Annotated in this window: 23 protein-coding genes and 1 pseudogene; 9 read left to right on the forward strand and 15 right to left on the reverse strand. The window is 69.2% G+C overall.

Translation table 11 applies throughout. The features are described from left to right. Positions 1–32: 32 nt before the first annotated feature. The 4 genes from ABQJ56_RS09510 to ABQJ56_RS09525 form a co-directional block, all read right to left on the reverse strand. Positions 33–755, reverse strand: coding sequence for a TVP38/TMEM64 family protein (locus ABQJ56_RS09510; protein WP_367844769.1), 723 nt, complete (start codon positions 753–755; stop codon positions 33–35). Beyond that, positions 752–1,312, reverse strand: coding sequence for a deaminase (locus ABQJ56_RS09515; RefSeq protein ID WP_367844770.1), 561 nt, complete (start codon positions 1,310–1,312; stop codon positions 752–754). Before ABQJ56_RS09515 ends, ABQJ56_RS09510 begins: the two co-directional genes overlap by 4 nt. Positions 1,313–1,317: 5 nt before the next feature. Then, positions 1,318–3,078 carry a glutamine--tRNA ligase/YqeY domain fusion protein gene (locus tag ABQJ56_RS09520; RefSeq protein WP_367844771.1) on the reverse strand — a complete coding sequence of 587 codons (1,761 nt, stop codon included), beginning with the start codon at positions 3,076–3,078 and terminating at the stop codon, positions 1,318–1,320. 83 nt (positions 3,079–3,161) lie between these two features. After that, the gene (locus tag ABQJ56_RS09525) at positions 3,162–4,217 is read right to left on the reverse strand and encodes a diguanylate cyclase (protein WP_367844772.1); all 1,056 of its coding nucleotides are present in this window, start codon (positions 4,215–4,217) and stop codon (positions 3,162–3,164) included. A 142-nt stretch (positions 4,218–4,359) separates the two neighbouring features. Between ABQJ56_RS09525 and ABQJ56_RS09530 the strand changes: the two genes are divergently transcribed. Together ABQJ56_RS09530 and ABQJ56_RS09535 are read left to right on the forward strand one after the other, a co-directional pair. Then, a complete protein-coding gene (locus tag ABQJ56_RS09530; RefSeq protein WP_367844773.1) occupies positions 4,360–4,644 on the forward strand; it encodes a putative signal transducing protein in 285 nt (94 codons plus the stop codon). Between the two features lie 78 nt (positions 4,645–4,722). Beyond that, complete coding sequence (locus tag ABQJ56_RS09535) at positions 4,723–5,241, forward strand: adenine phosphoribosyltransferase (RefSeq protein WP_367844774.1); 519 nt, start codon at positions 4,723–4,725, stop codon at positions 5,239–5,241. Between the two features lie 54 nt (positions 5,242–5,295). Here ABQJ56_RS09535 and ABQJ56_RS09540 read toward each other — a convergent pair whose 3' ends face one another. The 5 genes from ABQJ56_RS09540 to oxyR form a co-directional block, all read right to left on the reverse strand. Further along, positions 5,296–5,919 carry a hypothetical protein gene (locus ABQJ56_RS09540; protein ID WP_367844775.1) on the reverse strand — a complete coding sequence of 208 codons (624 nt, stop codon included), beginning with the start codon at positions 5,917–5,919 and terminating at the stop codon, positions 5,296–5,298. Beyond that, positions 5,920–6,501, reverse strand: a complete 582-nt coding sequence (locus ABQJ56_RS09545; RefSeq protein WP_367844776.1) for a DUF3501 family protein — start codon at positions 6,499–6,501, stop codon at positions 5,920–5,922. A gap of 360 nt (positions 6,502–6,861) precedes the next feature. Further along, positions 6,862–8,205, reverse strand: a complete 1,344-nt coding sequence (locus ABQJ56_RS09550; RefSeq protein ID WP_367844777.1) for a heterodisulfide reductase-related iron-sulfur binding cluster — start codon at positions 8,203–8,205, stop codon at positions 6,862–6,864. Between the two features lie 84 nt (positions 8,206–8,289). Further along, on the reverse strand, positions 8,290–8,709 hold the full coding sequence (locus tag ABQJ56_RS09555) for a rubrerythrin family protein (RefSeq protein ID WP_367844778.1): 420 nt from the start codon (positions 8,707–8,709) through the stop codon (positions 8,290–8,292). A 109-nt stretch (positions 8,710–8,818) separates the two neighbouring features. Further along, complete coding sequence (gene oxyR / locus ABQJ56_RS09560; protein WP_367844779.1) at positions 8,819–9,799, reverse strand: DNA-binding transcriptional regulator OxyR; 981 nt, start codon at positions 9,797–9,799, stop codon at positions 8,819–8,821. Positions 9,800–9,964: 165 nt separating this feature from the next. Here oxyR and ABQJ56_RS09565 point away from each other — a divergent pair, with 165 nt between their 5' ends. From ABQJ56_RS09565 to prmC, 3 genes are all read left to right on the forward strand, one after another. Then, positions 9,965–12,646 carry a M1 family metallopeptidase gene (locus ABQJ56_RS09565; protein WP_367844780.1) on the forward strand — a complete coding sequence of 894 codons (2,682 nt, stop codon included), beginning with the start codon at positions 9,965–9,967 and terminating at the stop codon, positions 12,644–12,646. Positions 12,647–12,768: 122 nt separating this feature from the next. Continuing rightward, entirely contained in the window at positions 12,769–13,725 is a 957-nt protein-coding gene (locus ABQJ56_RS09570) for a hypothetical protein (protein ID WP_367844781.1), read from the forward strand. Between the two features lie 53 nt (positions 13,726–13,778). After that, positions 13,779–14,609: a peptide chain release factor N(5)-glutamine methyltransferase gene (gene prmC, locus ABQJ56_RS09575; protein ID WP_367844782.1), complete on the forward strand. Its 831-nt coding sequence runs from the start codon at positions 13,779–13,781 to the stop codon at positions 14,607–14,609. 221 nt (positions 14,610–14,830) lie between these two features. On the opposite strand, the gene ABQJ56_RS09580 is transcribed toward prmC, so the two are convergent. The 4 genes from ABQJ56_RS09580 to dxs all read right to left on the reverse strand — a co-directional run bounded on the left by ABQJ56_RS09580 (position 14,831) and on the right by dxs (position 18,047). After that, complete coding sequence (locus ABQJ56_RS09580) at positions 14,831–14,995, reverse strand: DUF1328 domain-containing protein (protein ID WP_367844783.1); 165 nt, start codon at positions 14,993–14,995, stop codon at positions 14,831–14,833. 139 nt (positions 14,996–15,134) lie between these two features. Beyond that, a complete protein-coding gene (locus ABQJ56_RS09585; protein ID WP_367844784.1) occupies positions 15,135–15,332 on the reverse strand; it encodes a CsbD family protein in 198 nt (65 codons plus the stop codon). A gap of 27 nt (positions 15,333–15,359) precedes the next feature. Further along, complete coding sequence (locus ABQJ56_RS09590) at positions 15,360–15,698, reverse strand: BON domain-containing protein (protein WP_367844785.1); 339 nt, start codon at positions 15,696–15,698, stop codon at positions 15,360–15,362. 456 nt (positions 15,699–16,154) lie between these two features. Beyond that, a complete protein-coding gene (gene dxs / locus ABQJ56_RS09595) occupies positions 16,155–18,047 on the reverse strand; it encodes a 1-deoxy-D-xylulose-5-phosphate synthase (RefSeq protein WP_367844786.1) in 1,893 nt (630 codons plus the stop codon). 187 nt (positions 18,048–18,234) lie between these two features. Here dxs and ABQJ56_RS09600 point away from each other — a divergent pair. Then, positions 18,235–18,654, forward strand: a pseudogene (locus ABQJ56_RS09600) (low affinity iron permease family protein); the annotation flags it as partial. Positions 18,655–18,742: 88 nt separating this feature from the next. Here ABQJ56_RS09600 and ABQJ56_RS09605 read toward each other — a convergent pair. Next, positions 18,743–19,342 (reverse strand): HNH endonuclease, encoded by a 600-nt coding sequence (locus ABQJ56_RS09605; protein WP_367844787.1) that lies wholly within the window; start codon positions 19,340–19,342, stop codon positions 18,743–18,745. 435 nt (positions 19,343–19,777) lie between these two features. Between ABQJ56_RS09605 and ABQJ56_RS09610 the strand changes: the two genes are divergently transcribed. Continuing rightward, on the forward strand, positions 19,778–20,554 hold the full coding sequence (locus ABQJ56_RS09610) for a SapC family protein (RefSeq protein WP_367844788.1): 777 nt from the start codon (positions 19,778–19,780) through the stop codon (positions 20,552–20,554). A gap of 156 nt (positions 20,555–20,710) precedes the next feature. Here ABQJ56_RS09610 and ABQJ56_RS09615 read toward each other — a convergent pair whose 3' ends face one another. Next, positions 20,711–22,675, reverse strand: a complete 1,965-nt coding sequence (locus ABQJ56_RS09615; RefSeq protein ID WP_367844789.1) for a CocE/NonD family hydrolase — start codon at positions 22,673–22,675, stop codon at positions 20,711–20,713. A 141-nt stretch (positions 22,676–22,816) separates the two neighbouring features. Here ABQJ56_RS09615 and ABQJ56_RS09620 point away from each other — a divergent pair, with 141 nt between their 5' ends. Together ABQJ56_RS09620 and ABQJ56_RS09625 are read left to right on the forward strand one after the other, a co-directional pair. Further along, the gene (locus tag ABQJ56_RS09620) at positions 22,817–24,157 is read left to right on the forward strand and encodes a TolC family protein (RefSeq protein ID WP_367844790.1); all 1,341 of its coding nucleotides are present in this window, start codon (positions 22,817–22,819) and stop codon (positions 24,155–24,157) included. Then, positions 24,154–25,221: an efflux RND transporter periplasmic adaptor subunit gene (locus tag ABQJ56_RS09625; protein WP_367844791.1), complete on the forward strand. Its 1,068-nt coding sequence runs from the start codon at positions 24,154–24,156 to the stop codon at positions 25,219–25,221. Before ABQJ56_RS09620 ends, ABQJ56_RS09625 begins: the two co-directional genes overlap by 4 nt. Positions 25,222–25,228 lie beyond the last annotated feature (7 nt).

A 25,228-nucleotide genomic window follows, 5' to 3' on the forward strand; every position in this document is an offset into this window, starting at 1 on the left:
CGCGCCGGATGATTAGCAAACGCTGTGCCCGTTCAGTCCCGCTGGCCTGGCGGCGGGGCCTGCCGCCAGCGTCGGGTAAGGCGTTCGATGAGCAGCGGCAGCAGTGCCAGCAGGGCCAGCGCGCCCATCGGCAGCAGCACGGCGGGATGCAGAAAGAGCCCGATGCCGAGCGTGCTGTCGCGGCCCAGCACCTCGCCCAGCCCTGCGCCGATCGAGCACTCGAACACCAGCGACACGGTGCCGCCCAGCCAGCTGGCGCCCAGGAAAAGCCACAGCGGGCAGCGCAGCCAGGCCAGCCCCACGGTGACCGCGCCGAACGGCATCACCGGCACGAAGCGCAGGAACAGCGTGTAGCTCACCGGGTGACGCTCGAAGCCGTGGTGCAGGCGGGCCGCGAACGGCGGCGGCGGACGCGTGCCCGCGCCGAAGGCATAGCGGCTGGCCAGGTACAGGATCAGCGAGCCCAGGGTCAGGCTTGCCGAGGAGCACAGCGTGCCGTCCACCACGCCGAACGCGAAGCCACCTGCGAGGATGATCACGATGGTGCCCGGGATGCCGGTGGACATCGCCAGCGTGAGCAGGCCGATGTAGGCCAGCCGGCTCAGCCAGGGGTGTTCGGCGATGTGCGCGTGCAACTCGCGCTGATGGGCGACCAGGTGCTGCGGGCTCAGCCGGTCCAGCGCACCGGAGGCATACAGCACGATCCCGGCAAGCAGCAGCAGGATCAGCGGCAGGGTGGCGCGCAGGCGTTTCAATACGATGCACCGCGGGTGCCGTAGGCGGCGAGGACGCTGCGTGCCTCGTCGCGCAGGATGTCGCGGCGCACCGCGGTGCCGCGGCGCGCGAGCTCGCCGATCCAGTCGGCGGGCAACGGGCCTTCGTCGAACTCGGTGAGCTCCTCGACGTCCTCGGCGCGCGCGCCGATCAGCAGTTCGTCCACGCCGGCCCACACCGTGGCGCCGTAGCACTGGCAGCAGGGCTGGGCGCTGGTGGCCAGCACGTAGCGGCCGCCGCCGGCGTTGAGGCGGAAACTGGCGAGGCGCTGCTGCGCGCTCATGTAGGCCATCATCTCGGCGTGCGCCACCGAGCAGGTCTGCGGCACCACGCGGTTCACGCCCACCGAGACCACACGGCCCTCCGCGTTGAACACCGCGGCGCCGAACGGGCCACCCGGACCGTGCTCGATGTTGCGGCGGGACAGCGCGATGGCGAGGCCCACACGCTCCTCGTCGCTGACGTAGCGGCGGCTGTCGTCGACCAGCTCCTCGACCCAGGGCGGCAGGGTGAGGTGGATTTGCATCGGCAGGAACATGGCGCTCAGGCCTTCGCGGCCCAGGTGTCGCGCAGGGTCACCACGCGGTTGAACACCGGCGCGTCCACGCGATGGTCGACACGGTCGGCCACGAAATAGCCCAGCCGCTCGAACTGGCAGCGTTGCTCCGGTTCCGCCTGCGCCGCGGCGGGTTCGATCCAGCCCTGCACCACGCGCTTGGCGTCCGGGTTGATGTGGGCGGTCCACGGCCGGCCGTCGGCCTCGGCGTCCGGCGCGGGCACGTTGAACAGGCGGTCGTAGAGGCGCACCTCGGCGGCCACCGCGTGCGCCGCGCTGACCCAGTGGATGGTGCCCTTCACCTTGCGGTCGGCGCCGGGCAGACCGGCACGCGATTCGGGGTCCAGCGTGCAGTGCAGCCCGGCGACGTTGCCGTCGGCGTCCTTCAGCACCTTGTCGCACTTCACGATGCCCACGCCACGCAGGCGCACTTCGCCGCCGGGCACCAGGCGCTTCCAGCCCTTGGGCGGCACCTCGGCGAAGTCCTCGCGCTCGATCCACAGCTCGCGTGCGAACGGCACTTCGCGTGTGCCGAAGCCCTCGTCCTTGGGATGGTTGGCGAAGACCAGCGTTTCCGCATGGCCTTCCGGCAGGTTGGTGATGACCAGCTTCAGCGGATCGAGCACGGCCATGCGGCGTGGCGCGGTGGCGTCGAGATCCTCGCGCACGCAGTTCTCGAAGATCGCATAATCGATCACGCTGTTCTGCTTGGACACGCCCACGCGCTCGATCAGCAGGCGGATGCCGGCCGCGGTGAAGCCGCGCCGGCGCAGGCCGCGCAGGGTGTTCATGCGCGGGTCGTCCCAGCCGTCCACGAAACCCTCGTTAACCAGCTGCGCGAGCTTGCGCTTGCTGGTGATGCAGTAGCTGAGGTTGAGGCGCGAGAACTCGATCTGGCGCGGCTTGGCCGGCTTCGCTTCCAGCCCGGCAGCGACCACCGACTGCCACAGCTCGGGATGGCTCGGCAGGTCGACCTTGTCCACGCACCAGTCGTACAGCGGGCGGTGGTCCTCGAACTCCAGCGTGCACAGCGAATGCGTGATGCCCTCCATCGCGTCGGAGAGCGCATGCGCGAAGTCGTACATCGGGTAGATCGGCCAGGCGTCGCCGGTGTTCTGGTGGGTGACCTTGCGGATGCGGTACAGCGCCGGGTCGCGCAGGTTGATGTTGCCCGCGGCCATGTCGATCTTCGCGCGCAGGGTGCGGCTGCCATCGGCGAACTCGCCCGCGCGCATGCGCCGGAACAGGTCGAGGTTCTCCTCGATGCTGCGTCCGCGGTGCGGCGAGTTGCGGCCCGGCTCGGTGAGCGTGCCGCGGTATGCGCGCATCTCCTCGGCGCTGAGGTCGTCCACGTAGGCCAGGCCGTCCCCGATCAGCTTGAGTGCGGCGCGGTAGAACACGTCGAAGTAGTCCGAGGCGTGGCGCAGGTTGTGCCAGTCGTAGCCCAGCCAGCGCACGTCGTCCTTGATGCCCTGCACGAACTCCGGGTCTTCCTTGCCGGGGTTGGTGTCGTCCAGGCGCAGGTTGCACCAGCCGTTGAACTCGCGGGCGATGCCGAAAGAGAGGCAGATCGCCTTGGCGTGGCCGATGTGCAGGTAGCCGTTCGGCTCGGGCGGGAAGCGGGTGTGGATCGCGACGTGCTTGCCCGCGGCCAGGTCCTCGCGGACGATCTGGCGGATGAAGTCGCGCGGGCCGTCGGCCGTTGCGACGGCGGCGGCGGACTCGGCGGGGCTGGACGGGCTCGACATCGGGAACGACTCGCGGAAAGGGCGAAAGAATCCGCGAAGTTTACCTTGTCGGAGACAGCGACCGCAGGCGCCGGCGCCGTGCCTCAGCGCGCCGCGACTTGCGCCGGATTGGCGCAGACCTGGTTGCGGCCCCGTTCCTTGGCCAGATACAGCGCGATGTCGGCCTGCTTGATCCAGGCTTCCACGTTGACGTGGCGCGGCCCGACTTCCGCCACGCCCAGGCTGAGCGTGCACGGCAGCACGGGCGAACCGTCGCCGCGGCCGATCCGCTCGACCCGCTGGCGGATCCGTTCGGCCACCTCGCGGGCGCGTTCGAGGCCGGTTTCCGGCAGCACCACGCCGAATTCGTCGCCGCCGAGGCGGCCGGGCATGTCCACGCTGCGCAGGCTCTCGCGCAGCACCGCGGCCAGTTCCTGCAGCAGGACGTCGCCGGCGGCATGGCCATGGCGGTCGTTGACCTGCTTGAAGCCGTCGATGTCGAGCAGGATCAGGGTGGCCGGCCGCTGGTTGCGCAGGTAGCGCTGCATCTCGTGCGCGGCCGTTTCCAGCCAGTGCGCGCGGTTGGCGAGGCCGGTGAGCGTGTCGGTGCGGTTGAGCTGTTCCAGCAGGCGGTTCTGCTGGCGGATGCGGCGGCCGAACCCGTAGTTCACCGTGCTCAGCCAGACCGGGTAGATCGCCATCATCGGGAGGCAGGCGACGATATCGAACATGTTGCTGGTCGGTTGCCAGGCAAAGCCCGTCAGCCACGCAACCAGGGCACAGGCCGCGATCTGCAGCAGCAGCGCGCGGACCAGCACCCGCCAGCCGCCGGCACTGATGCGATCCATCGCCATCATCGAGGCCAGCATCACGCAGGGCAGCAGGTTGAAGCGCATCAGCGCAAGCCACGCCCCCAGCATGGCTGAATCGGCCATCAGGTTGAATTGCTCGTGCTGCACCGGCCGGTTGGCGCGCGCGGCATGCAGCCAGGCCAGGTGCGGCCACAGCAGGCCGTTGGCGAACAGCAGCGACCACAGCCATGCCGGCGCGTGCTGCTGGTGCAGCACGGCCGCCACCGGCAACATGCCCAGCCCCAGCCCCAGCGTGCGCAGGCGATGGGCCACGCGCACGAACCTCAGGCCTTCGTCGCGCTTGCCCATCGGATGACCACCCCCGTGTCGCCCTGCGGTGCTACCGGCACCGCAGGCGCGACGATAGAGCAGATGGCCGTCGCCCCGCTACTGGCGGGGCCGCCCTTTGACGGGGCTTGCCGTCGGCGCGCGGCGGGGCTAGCTTGCCGGCATGCATACCGTCTATCACGCCGAAAACCTGTTCGACGCGCACCTGGTCAAGGATGCGCTGGAACATGTGCAGATTCCCGCCTTCATCGCCGGTGAGTACCTCACCGGCGGAGTGGGGCAGCTGCCGGCGCTGGACTATCTCGCCGTGATGGTGCCGGACTCCAGCGTGGCGATCGCCGAGGGCATCGTGCGCGAGGTCGAGGCACGGCTGGCCGAGGCGCGCGAGGCGATGCGCGAGCTGGGTGATGGCGACGTGCCGGACGGTCCGTTGGCTGCGCCCTGCTGAGCAATGCCGTTACCCGCTTCCGCGTCGACGCGCCCGTGCCGGCGGGCCGCGCCGCGAACGCTCATCATGGAGAACGCGATGCATGCATTCGGCGACCTGATCCGCACCGTGCCGGACTTCCCCAAGCCCGGTGTGCTGTTTCGCGACATCACCCCGCTGCTGGCCGATGCCGACGGTTTTGCCGATTGCATCGCCGCACTGGCCGCGCCATGGCGGGACGCCGGCGTGCAGGCGGTATGCGGCATCGAGGCGCGCGGTTTCATCTTCGGTGCCGCACTGGCGCAGGCGCTGGGCGCGGGCTTCGTGCCGTTGCGCAAGCCGGGCAAGCTGCCACCCCCGGTGCTGGCGGTGGACTACCAGCTGGAGTACGGCGTCGACCGGCTGGAGGCACGCAGCGACGCGCTGAAGCGCGGCGAACGCGTGCTGCTGGTGGACGACGTGCTGGCCACCGGCGGTACCCTCGCCGCGGCGCAGGCGCTGGTCGGGCGCTTCGGCGCCGAACTCGCCGGCGCCGCCGTCGTCATCGAGCTGGAGGCGTTGCGCGGGCGTACGCGCTGGCTCGACGGCCCACCGCTGCACGCGCTGTTGCGTTACTGATCGCCAGGCCGCCGGCGGACATGCCGGCGACGGATCATCCCGGTATCCGGGCGGCTATGGCAGGCTGGACGGCACCTGCCCGGCGGGTACGTCGGCCGACGTCACGTAGAACAGTTCGCAGGCGCCGTCGCCGGTATCGTCGCGGGTCAGCGAGGTACGCCAGCGCCAGCCGTCGGCGCGGTCGGCGTCGACCAGGTAGCCGTCCAGCGTCACCAGCTGGCCCACCCGTACGCGGCCCAGCGCACGGCGCACGTTCGCGTCGGCGGGAATCAGGTGCATGTTCGCGCTGTGCGTCTCGATCTCGCGGCGAGGGATCGGGAACCGCCGTACGCTCCAGTGATAGAAGCGTCCCGACTGCGAGATGTCGATGTCCTTGAGCACGCTGCTGTCGGACATGCGCTCCCAGCCCAGCGCGAAGTCCTCGGGCACCAGCGCGGCACCGGCGTCGAAACGGTAGCGCTCGGTGGACAGCACGCGCGCGGTGAGGTCGAACCGTGCGCGCGGAGTGAGCGTGAAGTCGCCCACGCGGATCGTCGCCATCGGCGTGTCCAGCGGCGTCTGCACGGGATCGTCCGGCGCGAGCACGCCCGGTGGCGGATGCAGCGGCCGCGCGTGCCACCACGACCAGCCACCCCACAGCGCCAGCAGGGCGGCCACGACCAGCCAGGGGCGACGCATTCAGTCGAAGTCCGCGGCCAGCGTGTCGCGCTGCTCGGGCGCAAGCGCCACTTCGACCGGCATCGCCGGCAGGCTGCAGGCGAGGGTCACCGGCACGCCGGCCTTCCATGCGGCGATGCGCGCGGCGCCGAGCGGGAAGCGCAGGAAGTGCACCGCGGCGGTCTTCTCCGCGTTGCTGCGCTCCATGTCCTCGTCGGCCACCGCGATGGCTGGCGCGTGGCCGTGCACGGTCAGCGTGATCGCGTGTTCGATGCCGCGCAGGCGCACCAGCTCGCGCTTGCGTTCCTCCACGTCGTCGTACTCGATCAGCAGCGTGGCCTTGAGGTTGTCGCCGTCGGGGATCAGCGGGTTGTAGGCGTCCAGCTCGTCCTGGATGCCGGCGGCCTCGAAGATGCGTTCGATGCGCAGCATCTCCTGCACCTGGTACTGGATGCTCAGCCGGTCCTCGAAGATCAGCGTGAGGTGGCCGCCCAGGTGCACGGTGCGCCGCCTCTTGTGCGCCATCACGCGGGCGCGGAATTCGGCGCGCTCCAGTGCGTAGTTCTCGAGGCCGAGCAGGTCGCCGCGTTCGAGCTTGTCCATGGTTAGAGCCTGTTCATGGTCTCCAAGCGCTCCGCGCCGGAAGCTGTTTGCGCGCAGGCCAAGGAAGAAGGAGGGCACGCGGGGAGAGTCCATGGATGGACTCGGTTTTGAGGAGCGAGGAGTGGACGTCCGTCCACGACCGAGTGATGACGCAGGACTGTGGGCAAACAGACCCGGCCCGCACGCGGGGAGAGTCCATGGATGGACTCGGCTTTGAGGAGCGAGGAAGGGTTGCCATCGAGTGGCCGCCATGCGGCAGCGCGCGGCTTGGCCTGACGGCCAGTCAGGCCGGCGCCACGCCCTACCACCTGACGGCCACTCGATGACAACGCGGAGTGCTTGGAGATCATGAACAGGCTCTCAAATCCCGTAGGCCTTGCGCAGCAGGCTGAGCGGGTGCTCGGCCTGCGGCTGGTCGCCCAGGCCGTGCGCGATGTGGCCGCCGGCCATCGGGCAGTCGCTGGTGAAGTGCGCGGGCTCGGCCTGCGCCACGCGATTCTCCACCGGTTTGGCCAGCTTGCGCGACAACGCGTAGGTCTTGTGCTTCACGCCGTAGGTGCCGTCGTGGCCGGAGCAGCGCTCGATGGTGACGACCTCGGTGCCGGGCACCAGCTGCAGGATCTCGCGCGTCTTCGGCCCGATCTTCTGCACGCGCTGGTGGCAGGGCACCTGCCACGCGACCTTGCCCAGCGAGGTCTTGAAGCCGGTCCTGAGCAAGCCGGCCTTGTGGCGCTCGGCGAGATACTCGAACGGATCGAAGAAGCGTTCGCGCACCAGCGCCACGTCGGCGTCGTCGGGAAACATCAGCGGCAGCTCCTGCTTGAACATCAGCACGCAGGAGGGGATCGCCGCGGTGAAGTCCCAGCCCTCGTGCGCCATCTTCGCCAGCACCGGGATGTTGCGCTCCTTGTACTTGCGCACGGTGGCTAGGTCGCCCAGTTCCAGCTTGGGCATGCCGCAGCAGCTTTCCTGCTCCACCAGCCGGCTGGGGATGGCGTTGTGCGCGAGCACCGCGGCGAGGTCCTCCACCACGCCCGGCTCGGAATGGTCGCAGTAGCAGGTGGCGAAGATCGCCAGCCTGCCGCGGGTGCGGCCGGTCGCTTGTGCATTGCCCGCGCCGTCGAGCTTCTTCAGGCGCTTGCGCGCGGTGGGTACGTGGTATTCGGGCACGCGTGCTGCTGCGTCCACGCCCATGGTCTTCTCGAGCAGCTTGCGCGCGGTCTTGTTGCGGTTGGCGGCGTTGATGGTCTGCACCACCACCGGGATCGAGGCGAGCTTGCCCACCGCGCGGGTGTTGGAAAGGATCTTCGCCGACAGCGGCGCGCCGTGCTCGCGGAATTCGACCGCCTTGGCGCGCAGCATCAGGTGCGGGAAGTCCACGTTCCATGGATGCGGCGGCGTGTACGGGCACTTGGTCTGGTAGCAGAGATCGCACAGGTAGCACTGCTCGACCACCTTGGGGTAGTCGGCCTTGTCCACGCCGTCGATCTCCATCGTCTTCGATTCGTCGATGAGGTCGAACAGGGTGGGGAAGGCATGGCACAGGCTCACGCAGCGGCGGCAGCCGTGGCAGATGTTGAACACGCGCTCCAGTTCCGCGTCGAGCGCGGCCCGGTTCCAGAATGCGGGATCGTCCTGGCCCAGCGGGTGCCGGGTGGGCGCTTCGAGGTTGCCTTCGCGGCTGCTGTCGACCGGTTCCGACATGGGCGTCTCCGTGGACGCCGCGGCGCGGCGCCCCATGGCGTTGCGAGGACCGTGCCGGCAACCCGCGGGTTGCCGGCAGGTGGCTCAGCCCAGTTCGTTCAGCGACCTGGTGAAGCGGTTCGCGTGCGAACGCTCGGCCTTGGCCAGGGTCTCGAACCAGTCGGCCACTTCCTCGAAGCCTTCCTCGCGCGCGGTCTTGGCCATGCCGGGGTACATGTCGGTGTACTCGTGGGTCTCGCCGGCGATCGCGCTCTTCAGGTTGGCGTGGGTCTCGCCGAACGGCAGGCCGGTGGCCGGGTCGCCGCACTGTTCGAGGTATTCCAGATGGCCGTGGGCGTGGCCGGTCTCGCCTTCGGCGGTGGAGCGGAACACGGCGGAGACGTCGTTGTAACCCTCCACGTCCGCCTTGGCGGCGAAGTAGAGGTAACGGCGGTTGGCCATGGATTCGCCGGCAAACGCGTCTTTCAGACTCTGCTCGGTCTTCGAGCCTTTCAGCTTGCTCATGACATCACCTCGTGGCGTCGGGCTGGGAGGGCAATGCGGGAGCGGCCTGGCGGTCGCGACCCACCGAGCCTAGCGCCGCGGCGGGTTTCGTTGAAATTGATTGTGCTTATCAGGACGATTGTTGCCGGCTATCGCCGCGCGGCTTGCCGCGCGCGTTTGCCGCGGGCGGCGGCACCGCCACGCCACGCGGGTCGAGCAGGCCCTTCGGCAGTTCGCGGAACACCCCGGCGAGCTGCCTGAGGAAGCCGCCCATCGCCGAACTCTTGCGCCACAGCATGGCGATGCGCCGGCTCGGCGGATGGCTGCCGCGGAATTCGACCAGCTGCACGTTCGGTGCCTGCGCCACCGGCGGCTTCACGGCGAGCGTGGGCAGCAGGGTGATGCCCACGTCGGCAGCCACCATCTGCCGCAGCGTCTCCAGGCTGGTGGCGCGGAAGCCGGTTTTCTCGCCGGCACCGGCGAGGTGGCAGACCTCCAGCGCCTGGTCGCGCAGGCAGTGGCCGTCCTCCAGCAGCAGCAGGCTCTGGTCGCCGAGGTCGGCCAGCTTCAGCGAAGGGCGCCGCGCCAGCGGATGCGACTGCGGCACCGCCAGCACGAACGGCTCCTCGAACAGGGATTCCGCGTGCAGGCTGTCGTCGTGGACCGGCAGGGCGAGGATGCCGGCGTCGAGCCGGCCTTCGCGCAGGCGGCGCAGCACTTCCTCGGTCTTCTCCTCCACCAGCAGCAGCTCCAGCCGCGGGAAGCGCTGGCGCAGCTGCGGCACCACGTGCGGCAACAGGTAAGGTCCCAGCGTGGGGAAGATGCCCAGCCGCACCGTGCCGGATTCGGGGTCCAGCGTGCGCCGCGCGATGCCCTTGATCTGCTCCACCTCGTTCAGCACGTCGCGTGCGCGCGCCACGATCTCGCGGCCCACGTCGGTGAGCAGGACCTTGCGCGGCGTGCGCTCCACCAGCGCCACGCCCAGCTCATCCTCCAGCTTCTTGATCTGGGTGGACAGCGTGGGCTGGCTGACGAAGCAGGCTTCCGCCGCGCGGCCGAAATGGCGCTGCTCGGCGAGGGCCACCAGGTAGTGCAGGTCGCGCAGGTTCATGGCGAGCCTCACCATAGATGTGGACTATGAAAGCCCATATTAGCGATTGATCCGCCTGACGCAAGCGGGCCTGCTTCGCCGGCGTCGACATGCCTTATGGCACTGTGTGGAAAGTCATGCCGGGCCTAGCTTGCGGTCTGCCTTCCACTCCATGGGGAACCTGCCATGCGTCGTCACGTCCGTCCTCTCCTGTTCACCGCGCTGGCCGCAAGCTGCGGCGTGGCCCTCGCCGCCGGTGCCGAGCAGGCGCCCAAGGGCCGCCTGCCGGGCTGGGCGGTGCCGCAGTCCTACCAGATCGCGTTCAAGGTGGATCCGGCGCAAACCGATTTCTCCGGCACCACCACGATCAAGGTGAAACTGGCCAAGGCCTCCGACCACGTGTGGCTGGACGGCGCCGAACTGAAGGTGTCGAAGGCGACGGTCACCGACGCCGCGGGCAAGGCGCACGACGCGAAGTATGTGGAAGCCGACCCCAAGGCCGGCGTGGTGCGCGTGGACTTCGGCAGCACGCTGCCGGCCGGCGAGATCACGCTGAAGTTCGAGTACAGCGCGCCGCTCAACGCGCAGCTGCAGGGCCTCTACAAGGTCAGCGCCAAGGGCCAGCCCTATGCGATGACGCAGATGGAGCCGATCAGCGCGCGCTTCGCCTTCCCGAGCTTCGACGAGCCCGGCTTCAAGACGCCGTTCGACATCTCGATCACCCTGCCCGACAGCGACGTGGCGGTGGCGAACACCCAGCAGGTGAGCGAAAAGCCCGCCGGCAAGGGCTGGAAGACGGTGAGCTTCGCGCGGACCCTGCCGCTGCCCACCTACCTGGTGGCCTTCGGCGTCGGCCCCTGGGACATCACGCCGACCGCGGAAATCTCGCCCGACGCCTACCGCAGCAAGCCGCTGCCGTTGCGCGGCATCGCCGCCGCCGGCGAGGCGCATCGCATGAGCCACGTGATCTCCGAGACGCCGAGCATCATCCACGCGCTGGAGAACTACTACGGCTTCGGCTACCCGTGGGACAAGCTCGACGTGCTCGCCGCACCGGACTTCGCCGCCGGCGCGATGGAGAACGCGGGCCTGGTCACCTTCCGCGACTGGCTGCTGCTGCTCGACAAGGATTCACCGGCGCGCAACGTGCGCGGCTCGTTCAACGTCACCGCGCACGAGCTCGCCCACCAGTGGACCGGCGACACCGTGACGCTGGCCTGGTGGAACGACATCTGGCTCAACGAGGCCTTCGCCACCTGGATGCAGGAAAAAGTCACCGAGGAGGTGCATCCGGAATACCGCGCCGACCTCGACCGCGTGCGCGGCGCGCAGGGCGCGATGGGCAACGACAGCCTGGTCAGCGCGCGCAAGATCCGCCAGCCGATCACCGGCAACGGCGACATCGAGACCGCGTTCGACGGCATCACCTACCAGAAGGGTGCCGCCGTCATCGGCATGTTCGAGAACTACGTGGGCGAGCAGACCTTCCAGAAGGGCATGCGCGCCTACATCCAGGCGCACAAGTTCGCCAACGCGGATGCGGACGATCTCGTGAACGCGATCGCCACCGCCGCCGGCAAGGGCGATGCGTTCAAGCAGGCGTTCAAGAGCTTCCTCGACCAGTCCGGCGTGCCCTACGTGCAGACGAAGCTGGAGCACGCGAATGGCCAGACCGTGCTGGAGCTGAAGCAGAGCCGCTACCTGCCGCTGGGCAGCCGCGGCGACAGCCAGCGCATCTGGGGCGTGCCGGTGTGCGTGCGCTACGGCACCGCCGACGGCAGCAAGGTGGCTTGCGACATGCTGGACAAGGCCGCCGGCTCGATGGTGCTTGCCGGCGCCAGCAATCCGACCTGGGTGATGCCGAACGCGAACGCCGCCGGCTACTACCGCTTCAGCCTCGACAAGAGCGAGCTCGCCGCGCTGGTGAAGGAAGTCGCCAAGCTCAGCGACACCGAGCAGTTGGCCTACGCCGACGCGATCAACGCCAGCTTCCAGCACGGCGACCTCGACGCCGGCCAGGTGCTCGCCGCGCTGAAGCCGCTCACCGAGTCCAGGACGAGCCAGGTGTTCACCGCGCCGCTGGGGCAGTTGAACTGGATCTACCACCACGTGGCGAAGACCGACGCCCAGCGCGCGCGCATCACGGACTGGGTGAAGGCCGCCTACCTGCCGAAGCTCGAATCGCTGGGCTACCAGCGCAAGCCTGGCGAGTCGGAGGACGATTCCCTGCTGCGCAGCACGCTCGCCGCGGCGCTGGCCTTCGACTACAAGCTGCCTGAAGTGCGCGCGGCCCTGCTGGAACAGGGCGAGGCGGCGCTGAAGAAGAACGCCTCCGGTCACCTCGACCTCGCCGCCGCCAACCCCGACCTGCTCGGCGACGCGCTGGGCGTGGCGGTGCAGACGCAAGGCAAGCCTGCGGTGGATGCATTGATCGCCGAGTTGCCGCAGACCAGCGATCCGGCGCTGCGCAACGGCATGCTCGGCGGCCTGGCCAACGTCGAGGACCCGGCGCTCACCGACCAGGTGCGCGACTTCGCGCTGAGCAAGCCGGTCAAGGTGGGCGAGATGGCCTCGCTGCTGCGTGCCGGCCGCGACACCGAAGCCCGGCGCAATGCGATGTGGACCTGGTTCACCGGCCACTACCCGCAGATCCTCAAGCGTACCGGCAGCTTCGCCGGCGGCTACCTGCCGATGCTGGCCGCGGGCGGTGGCTGCTCCACCGCCGAGGCGCAGCGCGTGCAGGCGTTCTTCAAGCCGCGCCTCAACGACGCCGCCGGCATCTCGCGTGGCCTGGCGCAGACCAGCGAGTCGATCGAGTTGTGTGCGGCGCTGCGTGCGAAGCAGGACCCGGCCTCGATCCTGCGCTGACCTTCCCGTCAGCCGGCCCGACCAGCCCCGCCTCGGCGGGGCTGGTCGTTTTCAGGCATGGGTCGCTCTGTCGTAGCATGGGCGCACAATTCGACGCACCGGCATCGCACACAGGGGGACTGATGGTCGAGCTGGAAATCCAGGCGCTCGCGCTGCAACGCGAGGGCCTGCTCATCGAGGTCGGCCGGCTGGCCGCCGGCTGCGGCTTCGCCCTGTTGCGGCAACGCCTGGTGCAGGACCCGCACGGCATCCTGCTGGCCATGGTGGTGCGTGGTTCGTGGTTCAAGAAGCGGGCCCTGCGCAGCGCGCTGGAGGCTTGCGACCGCCTGGTCAGTTTCGAGCTGCTGCCCGCGACGGACGGCGAGTCGCGTCCGCATTTCGCCGCCACGCACAAGGTCACCAGCGGCTACCTGCCGCCGCCGGCGCCGCCGCCCGCGCCGGTCGCGGCGCCGACGGGGGAAGCCGTCGCCGAGTGCGTGGTGGAAGCGGGTGCCGATGCGGCGACGCCACCTGCCGAAACGGCGGCGGAGAAGCCATCGCCGGAATCATTCGAGGATTTCGTTCCGGTCCAGCCGCGCACGCCGCCGCCCGTCTCCGAGCCGGCGCCCGCGCCGTTCGTCGAAGTGGCGATGCTGGAAGCGGATGCGCCGGCGGTCGAACAGGCGCTGGCCGCGCTGGAACACGACTACCCGCGCATCCTGCCGCGCCTGCTGGCACTGGATCGCGCCGTCGCCGCCGGTGCGCGCGAATCCTCGCTGCAACTGGCGGGGCAGCGCGTGGGCGCGTGGCTGTTCGCGCGCGGGTACGCGCTGGACACCGGGATGGAGCTGGATGCGGCGCTCGCTGCCATCGGCGTGCCTGCTCTGCACGCGTTCGCCGAGATCCACCTGCAGGGGAGGCAGCTGCATATCCGGCACAGCCCGCTGTGCACCGAAGACGGCCGCTCGGGCTGCAGCTTCTTCAGCGGCTTGCTGGAGGGCCTGGTCGGTCCGGCCATCGCGCCAGGCGGCTTGTCGATCTTTCCCGTCTGCTGCCGCAGTTGCGGCGCGGACGAGTGCGTGCTGGCGGTTTCGGAGTGAGCCCGGCGGATTCCGTAAATCGCGGTGCCGGGGGCATCGCGTAGACTGCGCCGATGACCACGGTGCGCCAGTCGCTCAACAAATCCACGGCAAGGCTGGGCGAACGCGCCGATGCCGAGGCCCTGCTGCTGCATGTCTTGCGGCAGCCGCGCAGCTGGCTGTTCGCGCACGCCGCCGACCCGCTGGACATGGACGCCCAGACGGCTTTTGAGGTGCTGGTCGCGCGCCGCGCGGCCGGCGAGCCGGTGGCCTACCTCACCGGGCGACGCGGCTTCTGGACGCTGGAGCTGGAGGTGACGCCGGCCACGCTGATCCCGCGCCCGGAGACCGAGCTGCTGGTGGAGCTGGCGCTGGAGCGCCTGCCGCACGACGCGGCGATCCGCGCGGCCGATCTCGGCACCGGCAGCGGCGCGATCGCGCTGGCGATCGCCAGCGAGCGCCAACGCGCGCAGGTGCTGGCCACGGACGCAAGCGCGGAGGCACTGGCGGTGGCGCGGCGCAACGCGCAGCGCCTCGGCATCCACAACGTGCGCTTTGCCGGGGGCGACTGGCTGGCGCCGCTGGCGGGGGAACGCTTCGCGCTGATCGTTTCCAACCCGCCGTACATCGAAGCCACCGATCCGCATCTCGCGCGGGGCGATCTGCGCTACGAGCCGGTCACGGCGCTGGCCTCGGGTGCGGACGGCCTGGACGACATCCGCCGCATCGTCTCCGGTGCACCCGCGCATCTCGAGGCTGGCGGCTGGCTGTTGTTCGAACACGGCTGGAATCAGGGCGACGCCGCCCGCGCGTTGTTGCGCGCGGCTGGCTATGCGCAGGTGTTCACCGCGCAGGATCTGGAAGCACGCGACCGGGCCAGCGGCGGAAGAAAAGTCGGCGGTTGATCCCGGGCCAGCGCGGCATGGTTCTTCGGTGCCGCCGCCTCTCCCCTGCGTGGCCGACGTCGATCGCGCGCAGGCAGCGCGGAAACGGGCGGGCGATCCAGACTGCCGGCATTTTCAGCGCCAGGATTGCGCCATGAGAAAGCCGCCGTCCCCACGCGTGGCGGGGGACGGCGGCTTTCCGCGATTCCCGGGGCGGCGAATCGCAAGCCGTGCGGCCTTCCTCAGAGTGGCCGGCGGCGCCCGAAGATCAGCGACACGATGAACAGGATGAGGAAGACGACGAACAGGATCTTGGCGATGCTCGCGGCGAGGCCGGCGATGCCGAAAAATCCGAAGAAGCCGGCAATCAGCGCGATGATCAGAAAGACAATGGCGTAATAGAGCATGGTTTTCTCCCGTGGCCCATCAGGTGGATTCCGGTGTCGTAATCGCGGGTTCGTGCCCGTCCATGCCGACAATGCGAGAGACTTCGTGGTGGGTGGCTGAGGGCCTCCTTTCTCTCCGGCATCCCGAAGCGGATGTCCTTCACAGGCCGGAATCGAAGTCCCGCAGCTGCCTCATCGCTTCGTCCCTGGCAATGCCGTAGCGCTCCTGCAGTTTTCCGACGAGATACTCGGCATTGCCGTCGGCCACGCCGATGTCGTCGTCGGTCAGCTTGCTCCAGCGGGATTTGAGCTTGCCATGGAGCTGTTTCCACTGGCCCTTCAGCTTGTCTTCGTTCATCAGAGGTTCTCCACGTTGGGAAGCGGGTCACTTCACTTTCAGACCCGAGGCATCGACGCTCTTCACGCCCTTGACGCTTTTGGCCGCGGCCACCGCCTTGTTCACTGCGATCCGGGTGGGAAGCACGCCGGTGAGGGTGACCACACCATCGACGGTGTTGACGGAAACTTCGCTGCTGGCGACTCCCTTGGTGGTTGCCAGCTCGGTTTTCACCTTGGTGGTGATCCAGGTATCGCTGCCAGCCTGGCCCAGACTGGTGGAGTGGTCGCTGGCCGGCCTGTCTTGCGCTTGTGCCATGCCGGCGAACGAGCCCATGGCGGTGGCGACTGCAAAAGCCACGACTGACAGGATGACTGAGGCTTTCATGATGACCTCCCATCTCGAAAGTGGATTTTTCCGACGGCGCGTGAAGCAGCGGCATGGGCCGTTGGCGATGCGATGCCGGAGGCATCGGAGGGATCCTTGCGCATGCCTTGTTTCGCGACCGATTCGCGTGCGCAGCGAAACCGGACGGTTGCAGTGATAGAGGGCGGGGAGTTAGGCGGGGGTGAATGGTTCGTCGAATGGATCAAGCAGCATTCATGCGCGAAAGGCTCATCGGGATCGATGCCGGGCGCGCATGGCGGCTGGAATGCGGCCCGCTGCCGCAGCTCGTTGCCGTGCAATTGCGCGCATCGGCACGGTCGCGGCAGTGGCCCGTGCGGCGTTGCCTGCACATCGGGTCGCACGCGTTTGCCAGCCGGGCCTGGCCGCGGCTACGCCACGTTTCGGCACCGGCGAAGCGCCGGCAGTCGGGACCACTGCGTCGCGACTTGCCGGACTCTAGCCCGCGTTGGCGAGGCTGCCGCCGGACAGCTGCGGAAAGCGCGCGTGGATCGCGCGGCGGATGCCGGGCAGGTCGAGCCCGGCCATGCTCAGCACTTCCTCGCGGCTGCCGTGTTCGAGATACGCGTCCGGCAGGCCGAGGTGGAGGATGGGCTTGACGATGCCGTGCGCGGCGAGGCATTCGGCCACGGCGCTGCCGGCGCCGCCGGCGATGGCGTTGTCTTCCAGGGTGACGAAGGCGTCGTGGGTCTTCGCGAGGTCCACGATCAGCGCCTCGTCCAGCGGCTTCACGAAGCGCATGTTGACCAGGGTGGCATCCAGCTCGCCGGCGATCACCGCGGCGGGCGGCAGCATCGCGCCGAAGCTGAGCAGGGCCACGCCGCGGCCACGGCGGCGCAGCTCGGCCTTGCCGATCGGCAGGGTGTCGAGTTCGGGACGGATGGCGATGCCGGGGCCGGTGCCGCGCGGGTAGCGGATCGCGGCGGGGCCGGCATGCCGGAAGCCGGTGCTCAGCATCATCCGGCATTCGTTCTCGTCGGCGGGCGCCATGATGACCATGTTCGGCAGGCAGCGCAGGAAGCTGAGGTCGAAGCTGCCCGCGTGGGTGGCGCCGTCCGGGCCGACCACGCCGGCGCGGTCGATCGCGAAGGTGACGTCGAGGTTCTGCAGCGCCACGTCGTGGATCGCCTGGTCGTAGGCGCGCTGCAGGAAGGTGGAGTAGATCGCCACCACCGGCTTGGCGCCCTCGCAGGCCATGCCCGCGGCCAGGGTCACCGCGTGCTGCTCGGCGATCGCCACGTCGAAGTAGCGCTCGGGGTATTCCTTGGAGAAGCGCACCAGGCCGGAGCCCTCGCGCATCGCGGGCGTGATGCCGAGCAGGCGTTCGTCGGCGGCGGCCTGGTCGCACAGCCAGTCGCTGAAGATGTCGGTGTAGCTGGGCTTGGCAGGCGCGTTCTTCTTCGCCAGGCCGGCCTCGGGGTCGAACGGGCCTACCGCGTGGTACTCGATCTGCGCCTGTTCGGCCGGGGCGTAGCCCTTGCCCTTGGTGGTGATCACGTGCAGCAGCTGCGGGCCGGGCAGGTTCTTCACCGTGCGCAGCGCGGCCAGCAGCTGCGGGATGTTGTGGCCGTCGATCGGGCCGGTGTAGTGGAAGCCCAGCTCCTCGAACAGCGTGGAGGGCACGAACATGCCCTTGGCGTGTTCCTCCCAGCGCTTGAAGAAGCGGCCGGCGAAGGACTGCTTGGGGATCGCCCGCTTGGCGCGCTCGCGCACCGCGTTCAGGCGGCGGCTGGCCAGTGCGCGCGACATCATGCGGGTCATCGCCCCCACGTTCTCGCTGATCGACATGCCGTTGTCGTTGAACACCACCAGCATGTCAGGCTCGACGTCGCCACCGTGGTTCAGCGCCTCGAACGCCATGCCGGCGGTCATCGCGCCGTCGCCGATCACCGCCACCACCTTGCGCGGGTCGCCCTTGCGCTGCGCGGCGATCGCCATGCCCAGCGCGGCCGAGATCGAGGTGGAGGAGTGGCCGACGCCGAAGGTGTCGTACTCGCTCTCCTCGCGACGCGGGAACGGGGCGAGGCCGTCCTTCTTCTTGATCGTGGTGATGCGGTCGCGACGGCCGGTGAGGATCTTGTGCGGGTAGCACTGGTGGCCGACGTCCCACACCAGGCGGTCGTCCGGCGTGTCGAACACGTGGTGCAGCGCCACGGTGAGCTCCACCACGCCCAGCCCGGCGCCGAAGTGGCCGCCGGAACTGGCCACGGACTCGATCAGGTACTGGCGCAGCTCGTCGGCAACGGCGGGCAGCTCCTCGTCGGGCAGGCGGCGCAGGTCGGCGGGGGCGTCGATCTGCGCCAGGTGGGGGTAGCGGGAAAGGTCGGTCATCCGCGTATTGTTGGTCCAGCGGGCGGGCGGGGCAAGCAGGCGCGGTGAAAAACCCCAGGAAGGACGGCCGCTTGCCTCATCCAGGCCAGGTGGCGGACGGCTTCGGCATCGCCTGCACGCGGCGCACACGTGCCGCGGACGACGCTTCCACCACCAACCCGGCTTCTGCCCTTGCCGAGTAGCCGCCATGAGCGCCCAGCCATCGCTGTTCCGCCGCTTCGCCGAGGCCACCTCCCGCTGCACCGGCCGGCCGGCCGCCTTCCTGCTGGCCGTGGCGGTCGTGGTTGCGTGGGCCCTGTCCGGTCCGCTGTTCCACTACGGCGACACCTGGCAGCTGGTGATCAACACCGGCACCACCATCGTCACCTTCCTGATGGTGTTCCTGATCCAGAACGCGCAGAACCGCGACAGCGCGGCGCTGCAGATCAAGCTGAACGAGCTGATCCGCGCCACCGAGGCGCGCAACAGCCTGCTCGACCTGGAGAACGCCGACGAGGAGACGCTGGAGCGCATCCGCGGCGCCTACCGCAAGCTGGCCCACCGGCGCCAGGACGAGGCGGCGAGCGAGCCGGACGGGGGTGTCGGCAGCGATCGCGGGGACGAAGCCGAGGAAGCCTGCGAGGAAGCGAAGGAAATCGACCGCGAACTGGAGCAGCTGGGGAAAGGCGGGCTGCCCGGGGCCGGGGCCGCCTTGCCTAGCTGAGCATGTTCCGCCGGTCGCGCGGCAGGTGGCTGACCAGGAACTCCATCTGGTCGGCGAGGATGTTGCGGTTGGACAGGATCAGGTGCTCCACCCAGCTCGGCCGGTAGGGCACGGCCAGCAGCGGCATGTGCGCCTGCTGCGGGGTGCGGCTGCCTTTCCTGAGGTTGCAGGCGAGGCAGGCGCTGACCACGTTCTCCCACTCGTCGCGGCCGCCCTTCGACACCGGCTGCACGTGGTCGCGGGTCAGTTCGCCGCGGTTGAAATGCTCGCCGCAGTACAGGCACAGGTGGCGGTCGCGGGCGAACAGGGCGCTGTTGGTGAGCGCGGGGGCGGGGTCGATCGCATGCTCGTGGCAGTGGCCGGTGCTGGCCACGATGGGATGCAGCTCAAGCAGGCTCTGCGCGCCGAGCGCACGGTTGTGGCCGCCGTGCACGGTGAGGCAGGGATCGCCCAGCGTCCAGGCCACCGCGCCGCGCACATAGAGGCACACGGCGTCCTGCCAGCTGATCCAGTCCAGGATGCGGCCGGCGGCGTCCAGCGACAGCACGCGGGTCGAACAGAGATCGGCCCGGTTCGTGACTTCCATCAGCATGCGGTTCGTCCTTCCTCATCAGAAAGAGCGCTGCGACCATGCAACGGTGCTCGGATGCACCGCAGCATAGACCAATAAATTGAAAAGTGCGGCCATGGATGGCCGCTCATTTGATTTTCGCGATCCGGGACGATCGCAAGGGTATTTGAAAGTGTGGCCGTGGATGGCCGCCCGTTTGATTCTTGCGATCCGGGACGATCGCAAAGGTATCTGAAAGTGCGGCCATGGATGGCCGCCCGTGTGATCCTCGCGATCAGGGACGATCGCAAAAGTACCGGTATCTCTTTGCGGTCAAGCAGATAGGCCCAGGGGCCGGGGGTTCGCGGAGCGGCCCGGGCGCTGATATAGTGATCGTTCATCTGTAGACCCGACGCCGGGTTTGGGAGGGGAAGCCGATGGTGGCAACCCCGGCACGGCGGGGCAGAGGTAAATGACGTGGCTGAAGTTCTTTTCTACGAGCGCCCGGTGCCGCTCAACCGCAACGACCACAAGGATCTGCGCCTGAAGCCGATCCCGAACATGAAGTTCGCGCTGAGCGCCCATTCGGTGCCGCTCACCGGCGTGGAGTTCGGCCTGGCCGCGCGCGACCTGCCGATCGTGTTCGCCGGCAACGACATCAGCGACGTCGGTCCGGTGGCGCTGCTGGGCCTGCGCCAGAACGAGAACCTGTTCGTGGACGCCGAGGGCCAGTGGGCGCCGAACGTCTACGTCCCCGCCTTCGTGCGCCGCTACCCGTTCGTGCTGGCGGAGAAGCCGGCCGGACAGGAAGGCGATGACTTCGCCGTGTTCCTCGACGAAGGCTACGAGGGTTTCAACACCGCCGAAGGCGACCGCCTGTTCAACGAGGACGGCAGCGACACCGAGATGCTGACCCGTGCCGTGGGCTTCCTCGGCGAGTTCCAGCAGCATGTGGCGCGCACCCGCTGGTTCGTGGAGCAGCTGCGCAAGCACAACCTGCTGGAGCCGCGCAACGTGAGCCTGCGCAAGGGCGCGCCGGACAACCCGAACGGCAACGTGATCAACCTCAACGGCCTGTTCGTGGTCAACGAGGAAAAACTGCGCCAGCTCGACGAGAAGACCGCCCAGGAGTTCCTGCGCGAGGGCGTGCTCGGCTGGATCTACGCGCACCTGATGTCGATGAACAACATCGACCGCCTGGGCCAGCGCCTGGGCGAGCGCGAGGACAGCGAGGCGGGCGCTTCCAGGAACTGAGGCTGCCCGGGCGCCTTGCGCGCCTGGAAAAAAGCGCCGCGACAGGTGACTGTCGCGGCGTCTGCTTTTGCGATCGCCCTTGAACACGAGGGCCAGGCGGGCGGCCATCCATGGCCGCACTTTCCAGTCGCCGGCAGCGCGACCTGCCTGCCGGGATCAGTGCGCCACCACCGGCAACGCGATGTAGCTGGCCTCGCCCGGCGCGTGGTAGACGCGCTGGGTGGCCTTCACGTAGTCCGCCGGCCGGGCCTCGAAGATGCTGGGCACGAAGGTCTGCGGGTTGCGGTCGTACAGCGGGAACCAGCTCGACTGCACCTGCACCATGATGCGGTGGCCGGGCAGGAACACGTGGTTGGCGGCGGGCAGGTCGAAGCGGTAAGCCAGCGGCTTGTCCGGCGTCAGCGCCGCGGACTTGTCCCAGCCGTTGCGGTAGCGTCCGCGGAAGATGTCCATCGCCACCGCGAGCTGGTAGCCGCCCATGTCGGGCTGTTCGGCCACCTGGTCGGGATAGACGTCGATCAGTTTCACCACCCAGTCGCTGTCGGTGCCGCTGGTGGAGGCGACCAGGTGCACCACCGGCACGCCGGCGATGGCCAGCGGCGCGGTGAGCGGCGCGGTCTCGTAGCTGAGCACGTCGGTGCGGCCGGAGGCCTCGCGCTGGTCGTCCACCAGCCATTGCGACCAGGTGAGGCCGTGGTCGTAGCCGATCGGCTGGATCGGGCGCGCGCGGAACGGTACCGGGTGGGCGGGATCGGAGACGTACTCGTCGTAGGCCTTGCCGTCCGCGGGTGCGGCAAAGCCGAGCTGCATGCCGGACTCCAGGTACAGCGCGCGGTCCGTGCCGGGGCAGCCGCTGCCGCACGACAGCGGCCAGCGCTGCAGCCGCTGCCAGCGGTCGGTGCCGGTCTGGAAGGCGGTGACCGGGGCGAGGTCCGCCTTCGGCGCACCGTCCTTGAGGTACTGCGCGAGGAACGGCCGCAGGATGTGCTCGCGGAAATACTTCGCGGTGTCGCTGCCGAAGCGGATCGCACCCAGCGAGCTGCCTTCCTCGATCTCCTGGCCGTGGTGCCACGGGCCCATCACCAGCTTCACCATCCGGCCGGTGGTGTCCTTCGGCTTGATCGCGCGATACACGGCCAGCGCGCCGTAGATGTCCTCCTGGTCCCACAGGCTGTGCACCAGCATCACCGGCACGGTGAGCGGCTGCGCGGCGAGCAGCTTGTCCACCGCCTGCTGCTGCCAGAACGCGTCGTAGGCGGGATGGGCCAGGATCTTGTTCCAGAAGCCGAGCTGCCGCATGCCGTAGGCCTCGCCCAGCGCGCCGGCGGAGCCGTAGTGCATGAACAGGTCGTACTCGTCGTGGTAGTCGGTCCACCACTTGTACGTGTTGCCGCGGCTGGCCTCCTGCTCGTAGATGTAGCTCATGTTCTGCTGGCGGAAGGCGCCGTGGTGGAACCAGTCGTCGCCCATCCAGCCGTCCACCATCGGGTTCATCGGCACCGCCGCCTTCAGCGCGGGATGCGGATGCACCAGCGACATCAGCGGCTCGAAGCCGTCGTAGGAGATGCCGATGGTGGCGACGCGCCCGTTCGTCTCGGGGATGTGCTTCACCAGCCAGTCTATGGTGTCCCAGGTGTCGGTGGCGTCGTCCACCGGTGTGGGGTTGAGCGGGCCGTGCACCGGGCGGTTCATCACGTAGTCGCCCTCGGAGCCGTACTTGCCGCGGATGTCCTGGATCACGCGGATGTAGCCGTCCTCGGCGATCACGTCGGCGGCGTTGTCGTAGCCCTCCAGCAGCGGTTCGAGATGGCCGCTCATGAAGTTGTGGGTGAGCTGGTGGGCGTCGTAGGGCGTGCGCGTGAGCACGATGCCGGCGTGCTGCGCGCCCCGGGGCACCAGGATCACGGTATTGAGCTTCACGCCGTCGCGCATCGGGATCATCACGTCGCGCTCGACGTAGTCGAAGCTGGCGGTGGCCGGCTTGAAGCTGGCCGGCGTCTCGCTGGGGTAGGCGGGGTACTTGGCGACCTGCGCATCCGTGGCCGGCAGGGCGCCGCTGGCAGCAAGCAGGAAGGCGAACAGCGCGGGCTTCAGTCCCGCGACGATACGGCGTGACGTCATGGCGATGGATTCCCCTGGAGGAGTGGCCGGCCCAGCTTACTGCGACAAGGCAACGGGCAGCATGATAAGAAAGACCTAAGCCCCCCTCGGCAAGCTGTACCGATGATCTTCGACGCGTGCTTGCGCTCATCCATCCGAGTCATGCTGCTCGCCGCGGCGACATGGCTGTGCGGCTGCGCCACGTATCATCCCCTGCCGCTGGGCAAGGGCGAAGGCACCGCCAGCGCCACGCAGCTCAGCGTGCCTGCCGGCACGATGCCGTTGCCGGAACTGGCCGCGCATCGCTTCGACCCCGCCGATGGCCTGGACGTCACCGAGGTGGCGATGCTGGCCGTGGCGAACAGTCCCGACCTCAAGGTGCAGCGCGATGCGCTGGGCGTCGCCCGCGCGCAGGCGTTCGCCGCGGGCCTGCTGCCCGATCCGCAGCTGGGTTTCGGCGAGGACTTCCCGCAGGGTTCCGGCGAGGGTGCCACCACGGCCTACAACTTCGGCATCAGCGAAGACGTGAGCGCCTTGCTGCTGCGCTCTTCGCGTCGGCACGAGGCAAACGCACAGGCCGAACAGGTGAACCTCGACCTGCTGTGGGCGGAATGGCAGACCGTCGCGCAGGCGCGCCTGCTGTTCGACCAGGTGCGAAGCCTGCGCGCCCGGCAGGTCGAACTCGACGCCGAGCAGCAGGCGCTGGCGCCGGTGGACAAGGCGGTGCAGGCGGCGCTGGCCGCGGGCAATCTCGACTACGACGGGGCCAGCGCAGGGCTCAACGCGATGGCCGATGCACGCCAGCGCGCGGCCGACAACGCCATGGCATTGCATCAGGCCGAAAGCGACCTGCGCCAGCTGCTGGGCCTTGCCCCCGGCGCGCCGCTGGATCTGGTGGGCGCGCCCTACCAGACCGCTCCCGGCGCCGCGCAGCTGCAGGCCGCGCTGGCCGACCTGCCGCGGCGGCGGCCCGACCTGCTGGCCCTGCAGGCGGGCTACCGCGCGCAGGAGGCGAAGCTGCGCGGCGCCATCCTCGCCCAGTTTCCCGCGATCACCCTGGGCCTCGACCACGCGCGCGACAACACCGGCATCAAGTCCAACGGTTTCACCATCGGCATCAGCCTGCCGCTGTTCGACCGCAATCGCGGCAACATCGCGATCGAGACGGCCACCCGCCAGCAGCTGAAGGACGATTACGAGGCGCGCCTGCTGGCCACGCGCAGCGACATGCAGCGCCTTGTGGCCGACCTGCGGACACTGGATGTCCGCCAGACGACGCAGGCCGCGCACGCGCAGCGCCTCGATGCGGCACGCGATGCCGCCGAGCGGGCCTGGCAGAAGGGCCTGCTCGACTGGCCGACCTATCTCTCGATCCGCGGCAACGCGCTGGCCGCCGACACGGACCTGCTCGCGCTGCAGCAGGCGCGGTCCACCGCCGCGATCGCGCTGGAGGCCTTGCTGGGCCGCACGGATTTCGTCATGCAACGGACGTCCAAACGATGAAAAGAGTCTTGCTCGCGCGCTGCGCCGCGCTGGCCGTCACGGCCTTGCTGCTGGCCGCCTGCGGCAAGGGCGGCGGCGACGACGACGCCTCCGACGACGCCAGGGGCGTGGCGTCGGTCACTACGGCGATGCCGGTGAAGCGCAGCTTCCACGACAGCGTGATGGCCTGGGGCAGTGCAGCAGCCGATCCGCATCGCGCGCGGACGATCAGCCTCGCGCACGGCGGCCAGGTGATCGCGCTGAAGGTGAGCGCGGGACAGACCGTGAAGCGTGGCCAGCCGCTGCTGACGATCGCGCCCGATCCGGCGGCGCGCAGCGCGTACCGGCAGGCGCAGACCGCGCTGGCCCTGGCCAGCAGCGAACTGCAGCGCACCGATCAGATGGCCGCGCAGCACCTGGCCACGCAGTCGCAACTCGCCACGGCGCGCAAGGCGCTGGCCGACGCACGGGCCGTGCTGGCGGCGCAACGCGAGCTTGGCGGCGGCATGGCGCAGGAGACCGTGGCCGCGCCGGATGACGGGGTGGTCACCACGCTGTCGGCGGGGCTGGGCGACCGCTTCGCCGCGAACGCCCCGCTGCTGGGCTTCATGCCCGCCCATGCGCTGATCGCCGAGTTGGGCGTCCAGCCCGACGCCGCCACGCAGCTGCGCGTCGGCATGCCCGTGCAGTTGCATGGCGTGTACGGTGACGGCAAGGCCTTCGAGAGCAAGCTCGGCATGGTGGGGCGCGCGATCGATCCGCAAGACCATCTGCTGCCGGTGCAGGCCGAGATCCCCGCTGCCGCCGACGCCGTGATGGTGGCCGGCGCAGCATTGCAGGCCAGCATCCGGAGCGACGACTACACCGCGTGGGCGGTGCCGCGCGCCGCCGTGCTGCACGACGGGCAGGGCGATTACCTGTACCAGCTAGACCACGGCAAGGCGCGCCGCGTGGACGTGCAATTGCGCCAGCCGGCCGGCGACACCGTGGGCGTACTGGGCAAGCTCGACGCGAAGCTGCCGGTGATCGTGCAGGGCGCCTACGAAGTGGGCGACGGCGACAGCGTGCGCGAGAGCAAGCCGTGACGGTCGC

It is taken from the genome of Rhodanobacter geophilus, assembly GCF_040812275.1.
Lineage (GTDB): Bacteria > Pseudomonadota > Gammaproteobacteria > Xanthomonadales > Rhodanobacteraceae > Rhodanobacter_A > Rhodanobacter_A geophilus.

Excerpts from the sequence above, each read along its gene's own strand:
- ABQJ56_RS09515 (WP_367844770.1), bottom strand. The coding sequence starts at position 1,312 with ATGTTCCTGCCGATGCAAATCCACCTCACCCTGCCGCCCTGGGTCGAG.
- ABQJ56_RS09520 (WP_367844771.1), bottom strand. The coding sequence starts at position 3,078 with ATGTCGAGCCCGTCCAGCCCCGCCGAGTCCGCCGCCGCCGTCGCAACG.
- ABQJ56_RS09525 (WP_367844772.1), bottom strand. The coding sequence starts at position 4,217 with ATGGGCAAGCGCGACGAAGGCCTGAGGTTCGTGCGCGTGGCCCATCGC.
- ABQJ56_RS09530 (WP_367844773.1), top strand. The coding sequence starts at position 4,360 with ATGCATACCGTCTATCACGCCGAAAACCTGTTCGACGCGCACCTGGTC.
- ABQJ56_RS09535 (WP_367844774.1), top strand. The coding sequence starts at position 4,723 with ATGCATGCATTCGGCGACCTGATCCGCACCGTGCCGGACTTCCCCAAG.
- ABQJ56_RS09540 (WP_367844775.1), bottom strand. The coding sequence starts at position 5,919 with ATGCGTCGCCCCTGGCTGGTCGTGGCCGCCCTGCTGGCGCTGTGGGGT.
- ABQJ56_RS09545 (WP_367844776.1), bottom strand. The coding sequence starts at position 6,501 with ATGGACAAGCTCGAACGCGGCGACCTGCTCGGCCTCGAGAACTACGCA.
- ABQJ56_RS09550 (WP_367844777.1), bottom strand. The coding sequence starts at position 8,205 with ATGTCGGAACCGGTCGACAGCAGCCGCGAAGGCAACCTCGAAGCGCCC.
- ABQJ56_RS09555 (WP_367844778.1), bottom strand. The coding sequence starts at position 8,709 with ATGAGCAAGCTGAAAGGCTCGAAGACCGAGCAGAGTCTGAAAGACGCG.
- oxyR (WP_367844779.1), bottom strand. The coding sequence starts at position 9,799 with ATGAACCTGCGCGACCTGCACTACCTGGTGGCCCTCGCCGAGCAGCGC.
- ABQJ56_RS09565 (WP_367844780.1), top strand. The coding sequence starts at position 9,965 with ATGCGTCGTCACGTCCGTCCTCTCCTGTTCACCGCGCTGGCCGCAAGC.
- ABQJ56_RS09570 (WP_367844781.1), top strand. The coding sequence starts at position 12,769 with ATGGTCGAGCTGGAAATCCAGGCGCTCGCGCTGCAACGCGAGGGCCTG.
- prmC (WP_367844782.1), top strand. The coding sequence starts at position 13,779 with ATGACCACGGTGCGCCAGTCGCTCAACAAATCCACGGCAAGGCTGGGC.
- ABQJ56_RS09580 (WP_367844783.1), bottom strand. The coding sequence starts at position 14,995 with ATGCTCTATTACGCCATTGTCTTTCTGATCATCGCGCTGATTGCCGGC.
- ABQJ56_RS09585 (WP_367844784.1), bottom strand. The coding sequence starts at position 15,332 with ATGAACGAAGACAAGCTGAAGGGCCAGTGGAAACAGCTCCATGGCAAG.
- ABQJ56_RS09590 (WP_367844785.1), bottom strand. The coding sequence starts at position 15,698 with ATGAAAGCCTCAGTCATCCTGTCAGTCGTGGCTTTTGCAGTCGCCACC.
- dxs (WP_367844786.1), bottom strand. The coding sequence starts at position 18,047 with ATGACCGACCTTTCCCGCTACCCCCACCTGGCGCAGATCGACGCCCCC.
- ABQJ56_RS09605 (WP_367844787.1), bottom strand. The coding sequence starts at position 19,342 with ATGCTGATGGAAGTCACGAACCGGGCCGATCTCTGTTCGACCCGCGTG.
- ABQJ56_RS09615 (WP_367844789.1), bottom strand. The coding sequence starts at position 22,675 with ATGACGTCACGCCGTATCGTCGCGGGACTGAAGCCCGCGCTGTTCGCC.
- ABQJ56_RS09620 (WP_367844790.1), top strand. The coding sequence starts at position 22,817 with ATGCTGCTCGCCGCGGCGACATGGCTGTGCGGCTGCGCCACGTATCAT.
- ABQJ56_RS09625 (WP_367844791.1), top strand. The coding sequence starts at position 24,154 with ATGAAAAGAGTCTTGCTCGCGCGCTGCGCCGCGCTGGCCGTCACGGCC.